This window comes from Flavobacterium sp. ZT3R18 (assembly GCF_007097385.1).
Lineage (GTDB): Bacteria > Bacteroidota > Bacteroidia > Flavobacteriales > Flavobacteriaceae > Flavobacterium.
Genome location: NZ_VJZS01000010.1, coordinates 120,449 through 138,495 on the forward strand (window position 1 = coordinate 120,449; position 18,047 = coordinate 138,495).

The window sequence follows — 18,047 nt, forward strand, 5'->3', positions numbered from 1 at the left end:
TTGGTATTTTATTTTAGTCTCCAACGGTTGAAACCGTTGGCTATGGGTTTAGATTACGATAATAAACATTGGAAAAATTAAAAAAGAATAAACAATTAATACTGAGAAACAGGATAATTAAACACTATCGGTTTAGAATAGAGCCATATTCGTTAATCTAAAATCTGCAATCTTAATGTCCTCCAGATACTTTTTTGTCAAAATCTATTCCATGGCTTTTTAGTATTCCGCTTACTTTCCAAGCGTAAAAAACTAAATAAGCAAAACAAAGAACACCAACAATATAACTATTTTGAATACCGATACTTTCAGAAACAAAACCTTGAAACCAACTTACAATACCACCACCCATAATCATCATGATTAAGAAGCTACTTCCTTGACTGGTATGTTTTCCTAAACCGCTAACCGCCAAAGTAAAGATACATGGCCAAAGTGTACTACAAAATAAACCAACACTTGTAATAGCGTAAACACTAACCATTCCGCTCGTTGTCATTCCTATTGTTAAGGCTATAATTCCTAGAGTAGAAAATATTAGCAACATTCTGGCTGGATTTCCCTTACTGGCGATATCGGCAGCAATTAATACTAAAATTACTAATCCATATATGTAAAAAGGAGTTAAATCGTGTTTCGCTATTGCATTTACGGCTAAGAAAACAGCAAATGCTAAATAAGGAGCAATGAATCTCAATATTTTTTGCAAACTCATGTCATTTGTAAAAGCTTCAACTGCGCCTGTCCAACGACCAATCATTAAACTCGCCCAATATAAAGAGATGTAAGGAGCAATGTCTTGCAGACTAAATCCTAATTTTGTTTCCATGTAAGCAGGCAAATTACTTGCTGTAGAAACTTCAACTCCAACATATAAAAAAATGGCAATCATCCCTAATACCAATTGGGAGTAATGTAATGCTGTTTTTTTTGTTGGTTTTCCTTCGTTTTCCATTTCATCAATTAATTTTGGTTTGTCTGGAAGAGAAGAAAATTTTAATAAGATAGCTACAGTCAAAAATGCTAGTCCAAGTATTAAATATGGAATTTTAACACTTTCGATACTCATGCTTGTAGTCCCATTGGCATTGGTTCCAAAAATAGCAAAACTTACAATTAAGGGACCAATAGTGGTTCCAAGATTGTTAATTCCACCCGCCATGGTAAGACGTTGCGAACCTGTAGTGATAGGACCTAATGCTATTGCCAAAGGGTTGGCCACAGTTTGTTGTAATGAAAAACCTAAAGCGACTATGAATAAACCAGTTAGCATTAAAGGAAATGAATGGGTATTTGCTGCTGGATAAAACAATAAAGTTCCAAGAGCAGAAATGCTTAATCCTAATGATAAACCATTTTTATACCCTATTTTGTTTACAAGATCTTCTTTAATTAAAACGGAAACAAGCATATAGATTATGGAACCAACGGTATAAGCAATATAGAATGCTAATGACACTAATTGACTTTCGCCTTGTGATAAGTCAAATGCTTTTTTGAATACGGGAATTAAAATGTCATTACTTGCAGCTACAAATCCCCAAAAGAAGAATACGATGGCTAAAGGGATAAATTGACCCCATTTGGTCTGTGAATTTTCTGAACTCATAATTTAAAAATTTAATTTTTTAGTTAATAATTTGTTTTTTTGATGCTGCAAGACTGTAAATATATTTGTTACGAATTTCTAAAAAAAATTATATAGGGTAATTTTTTTTACTTTTATATAAACGACATAATTTCTTCAACAAAGTGTGTTTTTGTTGAAGAAAAGAATGAAATTGTAATCAAAAAAAACTTATTCCGAAAGCTAGTATATAGCATTGTCGAAATAAGCTTTAGTTGCATTCTGATGGTTAATATTACTTTTTTTAATTAAGCAATTTCTTCTAGTTCTAAAACTGGTTTTTCAGCAATAGTTTTTTTAAGTGTTTTACCCACTTTATGTCCTGCTATTGCAAAATACAAAATGTATAAATAACAAGGAAGTATAGAGACATAAAAGGCAATGTGAAAAGGGATGCCTAATCCGCCATGCGATGGCAAATCACTTAAATAACCATAAATTAAAGGCCAAATAGCACCACCTGCAATACCCATAATCATAATTGCAGAACCTGTTTTGGTGAATTTGCCTAAATGACTAATTCCTAGCGGGAAGATTGCTGGCCACATCAAAGAGTTTGATAAACCTAGCAAAGCAATAAAAATAACCGAAAACTTAGAACTCGCCGTTAAAAAGGCTAATGAGCAAAATAGAATCCCTAAAACAGCACAAATGCGCAAAGCTTTTTGTTGCGAGATGTATTTAGGAATTGTAAAAATACCTGCTACATAGCCTATTAGCATACTAAATAAGGTTAATGAAGTCAAGTATTTGGCAGAGTCTGGAGCAATGCCTAGTGCTTTTCCGTAAACACCAATAATGTCTCCTGCCATAACTTCAGCAGCTACGTAAACGAAAATGCAAAATGCACCAAGAAATAAATGAGGAAACTGAAAGATGGATTTATGGTGTACCACTTCTCCTTTGGTTTCATCTATTATATCTTCTTCAACTTCAACTTCTGGTAAATGTGTGTATTTTACTAACACAGCAAAGACACAGAAAACTATTGCTAAAACGATGTACGGAGTATTTACTCTAGATAAAACATCGGTTAGTATAGTCTCTTTTTCGATTCCAGTAGCTGCAGCAATCTTTTTTTCGATTTCGGCTGCGTTTTTCAAGAAAATAGTCCCCATAATTACTGGCACAATCATACCAGCAAATTTGTTACAAATACCTGCAATACTAATACGTTTTGCAGCACTTTCAATAGGTCCAATGATTGTTAAGTATGGGTTTGAAGCCGTTTGCAACAAGGCTAAGGCTGCACCCTGAATAAAAATACCCGCTAAAAATAAAGGAAAAGAACGCGCTTGTGCTGCAGGGATAAAAAGCAAAGAACCTAGCCCTAATACCAATAAGCCAAAAATAATTCCGTTTTTGAAGCCAATTTTTTTTAAAATCCATGAAGCGGGTAGTGCCAAAAAGAAATAGGCAATATAGGAGGCGAAGGTTACAAAAAACGCTTGGGTGTTAGACAAGCCAAAAGATAATTTAAAAAACGGTATCAGTGTTCCGTTGGCCCAAGTTACAAATCCGAATATAAAAAATAAAGACGAAATGATAATGAGGGGAGTTCTTGTGTTGTGCTTGGTTTGATTCATTTTTTTTTGGGTTTATGATTTTAGTTATTAGACAAAATAGGCAACGGCCTTGGTTAATTTTAAGAAATACCAGTTGATTGGTTGTAATTAATTTTTCATGGTAATTTTGTTTATGTTGCTTTACTATGCAGTAAATAATTGTACTAAGGTTTTTGATAATTCCTCGTAAAAGGTTGTTCTACCACGAAACTAAGGATTATAGTATTGTTAAACAAGAAAAACTACTAAAAATGTGTTCGAGCACATAGATGTGCGTCGCTTTTTTTTTATTTGGAATAGAATATTATTTTTTTACAATATAAAGTATTCTAAATTCGAACTAGTTGGCTAGAATTTACTGAGACAATAAATTTCTGTTAGTTGTAGTGATTTTATTAAAAATCACATAGAGAGATTTAAACACAAAGTTGTAAATGTATTTGTTAAGAGAATGAAAAAAAAATTATTCTGAAGTTAAATCATTAAATTTAAACCAACGACACTTTATGTTCAACATTGTGTAGTTTATGAACATTCAATTTTAAAAATTTGCGAAAATTCGGGAGGAAAATTTTCAAAAGTTTTCGACCAGCTAATTTAATGCCTTAGTGTTAAAAAATAAGTATTGGGCATTTTAAGGGGTGTTGAAATTTCAACAAAACCCTTCTGAGATTTAAATATTCTGATCTAATTCCAGTTTAAAATTAAATATTAAATTCTCAGAAGGTTTTTTTGTGAAAAAAAGCAGAGTTTTGTGTGTATGTTTCAGTAAATCAATTTCTTACTGTAATTTTTAGTTTTATTTTTTAGTTTTATTTTTTTTAACGGAAGTGAAAAAACGAATTTTTATTCCAGTATTCTGATTTTTACATCCTTACTGTAATTTCTTCCAATAGGAATTGTATAGGAGTTTATGTGAATTCGATTTCCTTCGATTGATTTTACTTTATTTAATGCGATAGTGAATGATTTATGAATTCGCATAAATCGATCAGCGGGCATTTCTTCGGTCAATGACGTTAATGACTTGTGGGTAATGTAAGTTTTATCTGTAGTTGCCACTTTGATGTATTCTTTCATTCCTTCTATAAAAAGAATTTCATCAATATTTATTTTAACCATTTTTTTATCTACTTTAATAAAGATATGGGGCTCTATACGATGGTTATCAACCTTAATATTGTTTTTTAAATTAAAATCGGCTTCAATTTTTTGAATGGATTTTATGAATCGAGGCAAAGGAATTGGTTTTACCAAATAATCAAGTACTTCAAGATCGTAGCTTTCGGCAGCAAATTCTCTGAAAGCAGTAGTTATAATAATTCTTGTCTTTTTTTCTAATAGACTAATCAATTCAAATCCAGTCATCATGGGCATGTTAATATCTAAAAAAACAACATCAACAGCATTTATGTTTATAAATTCAAGCCCTTCTAAAGGATTGTTAAATGTACCGATTACCTCAAATTCTGAAAAATTATCGAAATAATTAAGCAATACTTTTATAGCCAATGGTTCGTCGTCAATCAATACACATTTAATCTTCATTGTATAGTGGTATTTGTAATGTAATAATGTAAAAATTAAGTTTCACCTTTTTTGTGAGATTAAAATTATTTTTAAAAATTAATTTTAGTCTTTTTTTGGTATTAGATAAACCGATCCCTTTTTTGTTCTTTTTAATTTGTGAAATTACAAAATTATTTAATATTTCAAATTCAAGTTTAGCGTTAGTTACTCTAATATTTATTTTGATTTTGAGTTTTTCGTTATTTACTCCACCATGTTTAAATGCATTTTCTATGAGTGAAATGAATAATAAAGGAGGAACTTTGACCGTATCTATGTCTGATTCGAGGTTTATCCGTACCTCTACATTTTCAAACCGCAGTTTTTCAATTTCAATGTAATTTTGGATGTAATCTATTTCCTTTATCAATGGTACAAACTTAGATCCTTCAATGTCATATAATACATATTCCATCAAATTGGATAGTTTTATAATTACATCTGGAACTTTGTCAGATGATTCCAATGATAAAGCATAAAGGTTATTTAAGGTATTGAAAAAGAAGTGAGGCTGGATTTGATTTTTTAAGTACTTTAGTTTTATTTTATTTTGATTCTCTATGATTGCTTTATTTCGATCTCTTTCCTTGAGCCAAGTCAGCATTAAATAGATAGAAGATGCAATTGCAAGAACATACACTTCTCCAATAGTAACCGCCACAATATGGTTAATTTCAAAAGGTATATAATCTCTATTGGCTTCTGGCCAAATGTTTTTTGAAATTATAAAATAGGTGAGTCCTGTTTTTAATAAATAAACAACAGCTAAGCTGGCTAATAGTGAAATGGTGTATTTGATATATTTAGATTTTAATACAAACATCGGAATGAGTACTAATATGTTGAAATACACAAATGGTATATGAAGTGCATATTCTAATAGATTCGATTTGAAGGAATACTTATAATCATTGAAATAAGCTCCCCAACGCAAAAAGTTAAGTAAAAACCAGATTCCCCAAAACCATACATGGTTAATGAGTTTGATTTCAAAGTTTATTTTTTTCATTTATGACAGTTATATGTAGTAATATCTAAAATTGAGTTATTTACTATTTTGTTTTGCAACAATAATCAATTTGTTACTAAAAAAAGCTTTTTTATGAAGAAAAAGTAAAGAAAATATAAAAACAGTTTAAAATATACTAAAGAAAACGTTTTCGAGAAACGCATTATTGATTAAAACATGTCGTTTGTTTAAAAAACAATGTTGTTGGTATAATTTATTTTTTTCAAAATCACCTCCTATATAAATTTACATTATAACTAACAAAAATAATTTAAAAATGAAAAAAATTTTTTTAATCGTAATGATTATTTTTACTACGCAGGTTTCGCTTGCACAGGTAAAAACAATCAAGGGTTTTATTTCAGATGCAAAGGGTACTCCGCTACCGGCCGCAAATGTGAATGTGAAAGGGACGAAGGACGGTGCGTCAACAAATTTTGATGGTACTTTTACTATCGAAGCAAAAGTGGGTGAAACTTTGGTGATATCCTATTTAGGATATGAAACAAAAAGTGTTGTTGTAGGTGAATCTGGAACTGTAAATGTTCAATTAGCAGAAGCAGGTTCAACAGCTTTAACTGAAGTAGTTGTAACTTCATTAGGTATCAAGAAATCTAAAAAATCTTTGACATATTCTGCACAAGAATTAAAAGGAGAAGAGTTAGTTAGAGCAAAAGATCCGAATCTTATGAATACAATTGCCGGTAAAATTGCTGGTGTTGCTGTAACTAAAAGTGCTGGTGGTACTGGTGGTTCTACAAAAGTAACTATTCGTGGAAACTCATCTACTACTAACAATAATCCTCTATATGTTGTTGATGGTGTACCAATGTTGAATGTTTCTTCTATTCAACCAAATGAAATATTTGGTAGTACTCAAGGTGGTAATCGTGATGGTGGAGATGTTATCGGATTATTAAATCCAGATGATTTTGAAGGCATGACAGTACTTAAAGGTGCTTCTGCAACTGCTTTATATGGTAGTCAAGGTGCTAGAGGTGTAGTTTTGTTGACCTCTAAAAAAGCAAAAGAAGGTGTTTCTACTTTTAGAGCCTCTTCTAATACAACAGTAGAAACGGCTGCTTATTTGCCAAAATTCCAAACTTCTTACATTGCTAAACCAGGTGCAAAAGAGTCGTGGGGAGCTGCAGGAACAACACCTGATCATACAAGAGACTTTTTTGAAACTGGAGTAACTCAAATATCTTCTTTTGGTTTCTCTACAGGATCTTCAAATTCTGCTACTACCTTATCTTATGCTAACACTACAGCTAATGGGGTTTTACCAACAAATAGCTTGAGTAAAAACAACTTTAGCATTAGACAAATGGGTAAATTTTTCGGAGATAAATTGACTGTTAATGCCAATGCAAATTACACATCTCAGTATGTAACAAACAGACCAACCAGTGGTTTGTACTTTAACCCACTTACAGGTGTTTATTTAATGCCAAGAGGGTATGATTTTGATTATTACAAAAATAATTTCGAAATATGGGATCCTACTAGAAACATGATGGTTCAAAACTGGATGAAAGAGGGGCTTACTGATATCGAACAAAATCCATACTGGGGATTGAATCGTAATAAATCTACGGATGGTAATCAATATATGAATGGATCTGTTGGTTTGAACTACAAAGTTAACAACTGGCTTTCTGTTGGATCTAGATATAATTACGATAGAATTACTTCTGAATTTGATAAAGAAGTTTATGCAACTACTCAAGCTACTTTATCTGCTCCAAATGGTAGATACATCAACATTAATGACGTAAGTACTCAAAATTATGGTGATTTAATTGCTACAATTAATACTAAAATCACTAACGATCTTACATTCTTTGCAAACGTAGGGGGAAGTTTTACAAAAACTTCAATTAATGACGAAACGGTTTTAGATTCTGACCCATCTGGTTTAGGTATTACAAACTGGTTTACACTACATAATTTTAATTCTAATACAGGGAATTTTCAAAATTACGGATACCGTAGAGAGCAACAATCCGTTTTTGCTGCTGCAACTTTTGGTTACAAAAACATGTTGTATTTAGATGTAACAGGACGTAATGACTGGTCTTCTACATTGGCGAATACAGGTACTATGTCTTTCTTTTATCCTTCTGTAGGGGCTACTGCTCTTTTGAGTGAAATGATAAAAATGCCAGAAGCAATTTCATTTGCTAAAGTTCGTGCTTCTTATGCACAGGTAGGTAATGACGTTCCGGCTTTTTATACGTCTCCAACTTCTGCATATGCTGCTGCAAATCCACTGAATATCAATCCAACTGTTGGTCCAAGACCAGGTACGAATTTGAAACCAGAAAGTCAAAATTCTTTTGAGTTAGGTACAGAATGGAGATTTATCAATAATAGATTTGGAATAGAATTGACGTATTACAATAACGAGACTAAAGATCAATTGCTTACAATTCCTGCTCCAGCTACAAATGCTGAAGGATACCAAAATTATGCTTACAATGGTGGTGTAATTTCAAATAAAGGTTTTGAGGTGTTAGTGAATGCTAGAATTATTGATAATGATAAGTTTAAATGGGATGCTACGGTAAACTATTCTAAAAACAACAATGAAGTTTCTGGATTACCAGAAGAATTAGGTGGCAAAATTGTTTTGACTCCAGCAGGTGTTAACAGTTATAGATATTCATTAATTAATGGTCGCCCTTTTGGAGTTATTGAAGGTATTAACCTCAAGAGAGATGATCAAGGAAGAATCTTGTTAAATGGTGATGATTCTATTCAGAAAACTGAATTTGAAGAAGTAGGAAATGCTAATCCAGATTTCATGTTAGGTTTCTCTAACTCATTCAAGTTGGGTAACTTTTTCTTAAACTTTACAATTGACGGACGTTTTGGTGGCGATGTAATGAGTATAACTGAAGCTTTAAATGATAAGTATGGAGTTTCTCAAGCAACTGGAGACGCTAGAGACGCTGGTGGTGTTGATATTAATGCTGTTTACGCTCCAGGCACACCAAAAGCGGGACAAGCTTATGCAGGAAAATACAATGCAGAGAAATATTATTCTGCAGTTGGAGGTAGAGAAGGTGCTACTGGAGAGTATGTTTACGATGCTACAAATGTGAGCTTAAGAGAATTAGCTTTTGGATATACATTTGATATTAAAAATAGTAAAATTTTCAAAACAGCTAATTTGTCTTTAGTAGGTAGAAATTTATTCTTCTTCTACAAAGATGCACCATTTGATCCAAATATTTCTTTGAGTACTGGTAATGGTTTACAAGGGGTTGATGCTTATGCAGCACCTTCTACAAGAAGCATCGGTCTTAATTTAAATGTAACTTTCTAATCTATATCATCATGATACTAAATAAAATAAAAACAACTGCTATATGTGCTACATTGCTTGCGGCAGTAAGTTGTACAAGCGATTTCAACGAAATTAACACGAATCCAACAGGGATCACGGCTAAAGATCTTGAGCAAGATTTTAATCATGTAAGAGTTCCTTTTACTACTATTTTTACAGGGGTCTTTAATACAACACATTGGAAATACCAATTGCAACAAAACCTAAATGCCGATATATGGTCAGGTTATATGGCTACTCCAAATCCTTTTAAAGGGGCGGCAGGAGATAACTCAAATTACAACTATGTTGATGGGTGGAATGGTTTTATCTGGAGTTTGCCTTATACAGATGTAATGGCGAATACACTTAAAATCGAGCAAAGAACCAAAGAAAAATATCCTCAATTTTATGCTGTTTCTTTGATCTTAAAAGTAGAAGGAATGCATAGAGTTACGGATGTATTTGGACCAATTGTATATTCTCAATTTGGTGCCACAACTGCAACAGTGCCTTATGATTCACAGGAAGAAGTATATGTTAAAATGTTTTCTGAACTTGATTCAGCAGTTGCAGAATTGACTAGAAGTGTAAATGCTGGAGAAAAATCAAATTTTGTAAGTACAGACATGAGTGCTTACGGTGGTGATTATAAAAAATGGGTTAAATATGCGAATTCATTGCGTTTGCGTTTAGCGATGAGAATTGTTAAGATTAAACCGACTTTGGCTAAAACAGAAGCTGAAAAAGCAATTAACCATCCATTTGGTGTAATGACAACAAATGCTGATATCGCTAAAGTTATTATTCCTAATTACATTGACCCAATTTTAACTATCTCTGATGCATGGGGTGATATTAGAATGTCTGCAGATATGGAATCTATCATGAATGGATATTCAGATCCAAGAATTGCTAAATACTTTAAGGAATCTGCTGATTTTCCTGGTCAATACAGAGGAGTTCGTACGGGTATTAATATGATAGCTCAGACTGATCGTGCTGGTATGTCTAAAATTGGTTCAGTTGTGGCATCTAATGAAAAAGTGTTTATGACTCCAGCCGAAGTATATTTCTTAAGAGCTGAAGGTGCATTAAGAGGTTGGAATATGGGTGGAACAGCTCAATCATTATATGAATTAGGTATAACAACTTCATTTGGACAGCATGGTGCTTCTGGTGCTGCTACTTATATTACTGATAATGCAAAAATGGCAAAAGATTTTGTTGATGTAAAAGATGCTGCTAATAATGCAGTAGCTGTGAATAATGTGACTATCGCTTGGGATGGAGCAGCTGCAAATGAAGTCAAATTGCAAAAAATTATTACTCAAAAATGGATTGCGAACTTCCCAGAAGGTCAAGAAGCTTGGTCAGAGTACAGAAGAACTGGATATCCAAAATTATTCAGAGCGGTACATAATACTAGTGGTGGAACAATTACTACTGAATTTGGTCCTCGTAGAGTAAATTTTGTACAAACTGAAAAAGATGGTAATCCTGGTGGTGTTGCTACTGGTATAGCTAAATTAGGTGGGCCTGATAATGGAGGAACTAGACTATGGTGGGATACTACTGGATCTAATTTCTAATATTTAAAAATAGTTATTGTTTTTTTATTATTCCAGACAGGTTTCAAAATCTGTCTGGTTTATAAAAACTGGATAGTTTAAAACGTATAATTATAATTATTTGAATTGAATATTAATTAAAATTTTAAAACCAAAAAACTATGTTAAAAAATTTATTAAATCTAAAAGGAGCTCGCAAATTAACCAGTGCAGAACAAAAGACTATTAACGGAGGTGCATGGAAATATTCGGATGCAACTGGATATTGTGTTACTAGTAATTCTTGCGGAGGTATTTATTCCAAATCTTATGGAAATGGTTGGTGTTGTGAAAAATAATTTTTTATTATTCCAGACAGGTGAATGCCTGTCTGGATATAATAAAAAGTAATCAGAAGTCAGTAATCAGAAAACTGAAGTCAGAAGATTGAAGTAAGAAGATTGAAGTAAGAAGATAGAAGTAAGAAGATAGAAGTAAGAAGATAGAAATAAGAAGATTGAAGATTAAAATTAAAAAGGTATTTATACCAATCACTCTGATTTATATAGCAGGTATTGCTGTATTGTAAGAGTTACTAGTATCGAAAAAAACGATTTTTATTTTTAAAATAAAAACTAAATATAAAATTAAAGAATAAGCAGTATAGAAAAAGAGAAACAATATAAAATCAGAATTTCGGCGGTCATATGGCTGAAATTTATAACTAACTAAAACCAACCTAAGATGAGATCAAAAACACAAACGATTAGAATATTACTGCTACTACTTTTTGTAATACCGAATGTTGAATTGATAGCTCAAAAGAGTGTTGAAAAAACAACCATTGCAACCATAGGGATTCCGGCAGGAATTCTAACCAAAGCGCAATACAATTCTTTTTTTCCATATCGAAATGGAGTAAAAGATGTAAATGGAAGTTGGGTTTTGGATACTAAAGATGATTTTTATACTTATGAATCCTTTTTGCAAGCAGTAAGTAATTTGGCCAATATAAAAACAGAGTCAAAACGCCGTTGTGGGACCAATGCCATGGTGTTGACTCGCATTGATAAAACGACTGGCTCACGTTTGGAAGTACGACATGATCCGGATTTTGATACTGATTTTAATAAAAATAAAGAAATTAAAATTGAAACGGTTGACTATGCAAATTTCTTAAATGTAGGTTCTCCTGAAATGATTAAACGAGAATTGGCAGCTTTTTTTGCCAATATCTCGCACGAAACTACTGGAGGTTGGCCAACAGCGCCTGGAGGACAACATGCCTGGGGATTGCATTTTGTGTATGAAGGCGGAATTGTAGCTGGGATGCCTGGCTACGAACAAGCAGACGCTCAATATCCACCCGTGTCAGGCAAAAGATATTCAGGTAGAGGTCCCATACAAATTTCATGGAATTATAATTATGGGCAAGCCAGTGAAATTATTTATGGTAACAAAAATATTTTGCTCAACAACCCTGAGAAGGTAGGACTAGATGCAGTCTTGGCTTTTGAAACGGCAATATGGTTTTGGATGGCACCTCAATACCCAAAGCCTTCATGTCATGATATAATGACAGGTGGTTGGCTGCCAAATGATTATGATTTGTCAAAAAAAAGATACCCAGGTTTAGGGATGACAGTAAATATAGTAAATGGCGGTTTAGAATGTGGTAATGGAGGGACTGAAAAAGCGCAAGTATTAGATAGAATTGGTTTTTACAAGCGTTTTGCAGGAATCTATGCTATAGGTTTGGATATGAGCGGGAGCAACGACGAATCAAAATGTGGTTGTAAAGACATGATCGATTATAGAGCCGATAATTTGAGTCTAGAAAGTTGTAACAATCCTGTTATTCCTCCCGTTATTAGTGAAATAGCACCCGTAAATGGAACTTCTTTTTTGCAAAATTCATTTGCTCCAATTACTTTTTCGGCTACAATTACTGATGATTACACCGTTAGCTCTGTTTTTTTTACAATCAATGGCATAAAATATACAGCTGTAAAAAACAGTAACAAATACAGCTATGTTTGGACTCCTTCTAGTTATGGGACTATTTCATTGCTAATTACAGCAACCGACAATCAAAATGGTAATTCATCTGTTACCAATAGCTATTCACTTTCCAAAGAGAATAATTTAAATTGTGCAACTATTGTTCCCTGGAATGCGACCCAAATTTATAGTGTTGCAAACACTTTGGTAGTCTATGGCAATAAAATTTATAAAAATGCATGGTACACCAATGGTACACCTGGAGTAGATACGGCTTGGGTGTTAATACAAAGTTGCGTGGCAGAGCCTTTGTATTGTGGGTATAAAAGTTGGTTAAATTCAAAAGTGTACTATGCTAATGATGTTGTTTATTACGGCAATAATTTGTACAAAGCAAAATGGTATATAACAAATGAAATTCCGAGTACTAGTGCTGCATGGCAATTTGAATCCTCCTGTCCTCAAACTGTTTTAAATAACCAGAAAGAGATAGTAAATTATAATTTTTATCCTTCTCCAGTTGTAAACATAGCTTATTTAGATATTTATTTGGAAGAAATACAACCTTTGCAAATTACAGTTTTTGATTTGTTTGGAAAAAAAGTGCTTACTGCAAATCAGATCAACAGTAATATTGGTAAAAACAGTATCGCTTTAGACTTATCTAAATTAGCCCCTGATGTATATGTTTATGAGCTGTTATTAAAAAATAAAAAAATTATTGGCAAGTTTTTAAAAACACATTATTGATTGATTTGTGTTGTTGGTTTACAATTTAATGCTGTTGGTTTTTTTTATTTTTATAAGAATGATAAAACATATAAGTTTGGGATATAGTTTTTCCTTTATCGTAATTGTAAGAGGATGAATCACCAAATGAAAGCGTCTTTTTGAAGAATAAAAAAGTTGTTTTTTGCTACACCGAGTCTTTTTCCTGTGCTCGAACTCACAAATGGGATTATCGTGCCTGTAATGGTATTGTAAAATAATAATGACAAAATATAAAATTTAGATTAAAATAATAAAATGAGAAATACTTTAGAAATTAAGCCAGACATCAGCTTCAAGAGTGCAGGAAAATTTGAAGAAACGCGTTTTGAGAAAATCCATAATGTAATTTTTAAAAATTCAATAGAAGCTTCAGTAGTTGTGGCTCATGAAATTGCAGATTTAATTCGTTCGAAACAAGAAAAAAATAAGCCATGCGTACTAGGATTGGCAACTGGTTCTTCTCCTATAAAGGTGTATCAGGAATTGGTTCGCATGCACAAAGAAGAAGGATTAAGTTTTGCAAATGTTGTGACTTTTAACTTAGATGAGTATTACCCAATGCCAAAGGAAAGTAACCAAAGTTACTATTACTTTATGCATCAACATCTTTTTAATCATGTAGATATTAATCCAGAAAATGTTAATATTCCGGATGGTACTGTAGCTATCGAAGATTTGAATCAGTTTTGTGTTGATTATGAAATAAAAATTAAAAGCGCTGGAGGACTTGATTTTCAATTGTTAGGAATTGGGCGAACAGGTCACGTAGGATTTAATGAGCCAGGTTCACATATCAACTCGGGAACTCGTATAATTACTTTAGATCATATCACAAAAGTAGATGCTTCTGGAGATTTTAATGGTATCGGAAACGTTCCTAAAAGAGCAATTACCATGGGAGTTTCTACAATTCTTAGATCAAAAAGAATTGTTTTGATGGCTTGGGGACAAAACAAAGCTTCGATTATAAAAAGAACCATTCAAGGCGATATTAGCTCTGAGGTTCCTGCTACTTTTTTGCAAAATCATAATAATACCACTTTTGTATTAGATGAAGGTGCTGCCTCAGAATTGACTAGACTAGAAACACCTTGGTTAGTAGGGGAGTGCATCTGGACAGAACAGTTAAAAAACAAAGCGATTGTTTGGCTATGCCAAGAAACTAAGCAATCGATTCTAAAATTGACCGATAGAGATTACAACAACAACGGTATGTCTGATTTATTGGCAGCCGGTAGTTCTTCTTATGATTTGAATATTAATATGTTCAATGTTTTGCAACATACTATTACGGGATGGCCAGGAGGAAAACCAAATACAGATGATACCAACAGACCTGAACGCTCTGAGCCAGCTAAGAAAAGAGTTATTCTTTTTAGTCCACACCCAGATGATGATGTAATTTCTATGGGAGGAACTTTTGCTAAATTAATTAAGCAAGGTCACGATGTGCATGTGGTGTATCAAACTTCAGGAAATATTGCCGTTACAGATGATGAGGCCTTGAAGTTTGCCGAAGTGAGTCTCGACATTATGGGAGATACAACTGAAGCTAATTATTTCAAGTCGGTTATTGCTTTTTTAAATGCAAAAACACAAGGAGAAATGGATTCTTTGGCCGTACGTAAATTGAAAGGTATTATTCGTAGAAGAGAATCTTTTGCTGGGGTAAGATATATTGGACTTAAAGATGAAAATGTACATTTTTTAGATTTACCATTTTATGAAACAGGACTGATTCAGAAAAATCCATTGGGACCTGCAGATATCGCTATTGTTGCAGCTATTATTGCAAAAATAAAACCGCACCAAGTATTCGCTGCTGGAGATCTAGCTGACCCACACGGAACGCACGAAGTATGTTTGAATGCGATTTTTGCTGCAATGGGAGAATTAAAATCGGAATCCTATATGGACGATTGTTGGTTGTGGTTGTACAGAGGAGCTTGGCACGAATGGGATATTCATGATATAGACATGGCTGTTCCGTTAAGTCCAGATGAAGTTTTGACGAAAAGACAAGCCATTTTATGTCACCAATCCCAAAAGGACAGAGTAATGTTTCAAGGAAATGATGCAAGAGAGTTTTGGGTTCGTGCCGAAGACCGTAACAAGAATACCGCAAAAATATACGATGATTTAGGGCTAGCCGAATATGAGGCTATTGAAGCTTTTAAACGTTTCGAGTATTAAAAAAAGTGTAGCTATTCAGGTTACAGTTTTCAGTCGCAGTCGCAGTTTTCAGAGTTTTTCCATAAAAATTATAATTCGCGTTCATAATAATATTTGTAAAAAAGGGAGTTTGTTTTAGAACTATTTTAAAAACAAATATCCATTTTGGGCTGAAAACTGAGACTGAGACTGAAAACTAGCTGAATAGTTTTAAAATAAAAGTTGAGTTTGTTTTGAAAGTACAGAACTGAATTCATTAAAAAAAAATTTTTTGATTTTAGTTCGTACTTTTTTTAAAGTCAGCCTCTAAGTAAATGTCAATTAACCGTAATAACCAAAATGAAATATTTAATACTCTTTTTATTTGCCTCCTTTATATCTTCTGCTCAAATTAAAAAAGAGCAGCTAGATGTTATGCCGTGGCCTCAAAATTTAACATTAACAGATGGCACTTTTGCTTTAGCTAAAAATTTTAAAATCAATATTACTGGTGCGCCCAATTCTAGAATATTTATTGGTGCCACTAATTTTTTGAGAAGATTAGACGGTAGAACAGGTTTGTTTTTTGATCAAGGATTTATAACGAAAACCAATGAAGCTCTTACAGCTCAATTGCAAATAAACTGTGTTCGAAGCGGGAAAATTGAATTGTATGAAGATGAAAGTTACTTGCTTAAAATTACTGGAAATAAAATAACTATTAATGCTACTACAGATTTAGGAGCCTTGCATGCTTTAGAAACACTGTTGCAATTATTACAAAATAACAATAATTCGTATTATTTCCCGAATGTAACGATTTCAGATTTCCCAAGATTTACTTGGAGAGGTTTGATGATGGATGTTTCAAGACATTTTATGCCAGTAGATGTTGTAAAGAGAAATATTGATGGAATGGCAGCAGTAAAAATGAATGTTTTTCATTGGCATTTAGTAGATGACCAAGGGTGGAGAATTGAAATGAAAAAACACCCAAAATTAACTCAACTGGCTTCGGATGGGAATTATTATACGCAAGAAGAGATTAAAAGTGTAGTGAAATACGCTGATGAAAGAGGTATTTTGGTGGTTCCAGAAATAGATGTACCTGGTCATGGATCTGCCATACTTACGGCTTATCCAGAGATAGGAAGTAAGGTGGTAGCAATGAATTCGAATACTACTGAAAATGGAAAACAATCTGTCCAAATACAAACGTATAGTGTTGAAAGAAATGCAGGGATTTTTGGGCCTACACTTGACCCTTCAAATCCTAAAACGTATCAGTTGTTAAGCGAATTTTTTGATGAAGTTTGTCCACTTTTTCCAGGGAAGTATTTTCACATCGGTGGAGATGAAAACGAAGGGAAAGATTGGGATTCGAATCCGAAAATACAAGAATTCAAAAAGAAACACAATCTAGCGAACAATCATGAATTGCAAACCTACTTTACGATGCAATTGATTCCGTTGCTCAAAAAGCACAATAAAGAATTAATGGGATGGGAAGAGATTATGACAAAAAACATGTCTAAAGATGCCATTATTCATTCCTGGAAGGGGCCAAATGAAGGTGTTTCTGCTGGAAAATCATTGGTAGATGCCATAAAAGGAGGGTATAAAACGGTCTTGTCTAACGGATATTATATTGATTTAGTTTATGGTGTAGAAGATCATTATACTGTAGATCCAATGCCGAGTAATGTGGCGCTTACCGATGAGGAAAAAGCGAGAATTTTGGGTGGAGAAGCTACTATGTGGTCAGAATTGGTTACGCCTAGCACTTTAGATTCTAGAATATGGCCAAGAACCGGAGCAATAGCTGAAAGATTATGGTCTGATAAATCGATAACAGATATTAATAGTTTGCGAAAAAGATTAAAAACGGTTTCTTTTAGATTAGAAGAACTTGGTTTGACTCATATTAAAAGTAAAGAAGCTTTGTTAAGAAATATTAGCAATAACCAAAGAAATGTTGCCTTAGAAGATTTATCAAATATTTGTGAGCCTATCAAAAAATATTCAAGGAACAAAGGAGGAACGGAATATCAAATGTATTCTCCACTAACATTATTTGCTGATGTTTGTACACCTGATGCTTCGGATGCTTTAGAATTTGATGTAGCAGTGGTTAATTATTTAAATAATAAATCTATTGAAAATCAAACTACAGTGACAAATTATCTAAGCAAATGGATTAAGATGAATGTGGATTTAATTCAATTGAGTAATAATGCACCATTGATCCAGCCACTTTTGTCTCTATCAAAGAAATTAAACGATTTATCTGAATTGTTAACATTAAAAATTGATAAAAAACAAAACGTAGATCCTTCTATTTTGAATGATTTATTAGAGAAATGTAATACAAAAGAGCATGCCGATGTTGAATTAGCGGTGTATAATAGTTTGAAAAAGTTAGTTCAAGCGCAGTAAATGTTTCAAAATAAACCATACAATTTTTCTCGTTCTT

General features: G+C 33.0%; 10 protein-coding genes. 6 read left to right on the plus strand and 4 right to left on the minus strand.

Annotation, left to right across the window (positions count from 1 at the left end; all coding sequences use genetic code 11):
• Positions 1–172: 172 nt before the first annotated feature.
• From FNW52_RS12245 to FNW52_RS12260, 4 genes are all read right to left on the minus strand, one after another.
• Entirely contained in the window at positions 173–1,609 is a 1,437-nt protein-coding gene (locus FNW52_RS12245; protein ID WP_143377758.1) for an MFS transporter, read from the minus strand.
• Positions 1,610–1,875: 266 nt separating this feature from the next.
• On the minus strand, positions 1,876–3,213 hold the full coding sequence (locus tag FNW52_RS12250) for a sugar MFS transporter (protein ID WP_143377759.1): 1,338 nt from the start codon (positions 3,211–3,213) through the stop codon (positions 1,876–1,878).
• An 825-nt stretch (positions 3,214–4,038) separates the two neighbouring features.
• Positions 4,039–4,740, minus strand: coding sequence for a LytTR family DNA-binding domain-containing protein (locus FNW52_RS12255; protein WP_143377760.1), 702 nt, complete (start codon positions 4,738–4,740; stop codon positions 4,039–4,041).
• A complete protein-coding gene (locus tag FNW52_RS12260) occupies positions 4,730–5,770 on the minus strand; it encodes a sensor histidine kinase (protein WP_185965969.1) in 1,041 nt (346 codons plus the stop codon). Before FNW52_RS12260 ends, FNW52_RS12255 begins: the two co-directional genes overlap by 11 nt.
• A gap of 277 nt (positions 5,771–6,047) precedes the next feature.
• Between FNW52_RS12260 and FNW52_RS12265 the strand changes: the two genes are divergently transcribed.
• The 6 genes from FNW52_RS12265 to FNW52_RS12285 all read left to right on the plus strand — a co-directional run bounded on the left by FNW52_RS12265 (position 6,048) and on the right by FNW52_RS12285 (position 18,010).
• Complete coding sequence (locus FNW52_RS12265) at positions 6,048–9,101, plus strand: SusC/RagA family TonB-linked outer membrane protein (protein ID WP_143377761.1); 3,054 nt, start codon at positions 6,048–6,050, stop codon at positions 9,099–9,101.
• Positions 9,102–9,112: 11 nt separating this feature from the next.
• Complete coding sequence (locus tag FNW52_RS12270) at positions 9,113–10,693, plus strand: RagB/SusD family nutrient uptake outer membrane protein (protein ID WP_143377762.1); 1,581 nt, start codon at positions 9,113–9,115, stop codon at positions 10,691–10,693.
• Between the two features lie 140 nt (positions 10,694–10,833).
• Positions 10,834–11,010 carry a hypothetical protein gene (locus FNW52_RS20755; RefSeq protein ID WP_185965970.1) on the plus strand — a complete coding sequence of 59 codons (177 nt, stop codon included), beginning with the start codon at positions 10,834–10,836 and terminating at the stop codon, positions 11,008–11,010.
• A gap of 385 nt (positions 11,011–11,395) precedes the next feature.
• Positions 11,396–13,402 carry a glycoside hydrolase family 19 protein gene (locus FNW52_RS12275; protein ID WP_143377763.1) on the plus strand — a complete coding sequence of 669 codons (2,007 nt, stop codon included), beginning with the start codon at positions 11,396–11,398 and terminating at the stop codon, positions 13,400–13,402.
• Positions 13,403–13,678: 276 nt separating this feature from the next.
• A complete protein-coding gene (nagB, locus tag FNW52_RS12280) occupies positions 13,679–15,616 on the plus strand; it encodes a glucosamine-6-phosphate deaminase (protein WP_143377764.1) in 1,938 nt (645 codons plus the stop codon).
• 318 nt (positions 15,617–15,934) lie between these two features.
• On the plus strand, positions 15,935–18,010 hold the full coding sequence (locus FNW52_RS12285; protein WP_143377765.1) for a beta-N-acetylhexosaminidase: 2,076 nt from the start codon (positions 15,935–15,937) through the stop codon (positions 18,008–18,010).
• The last annotated feature ends 37 nt before the right edge of the window (positions 18,011–18,047 follow it).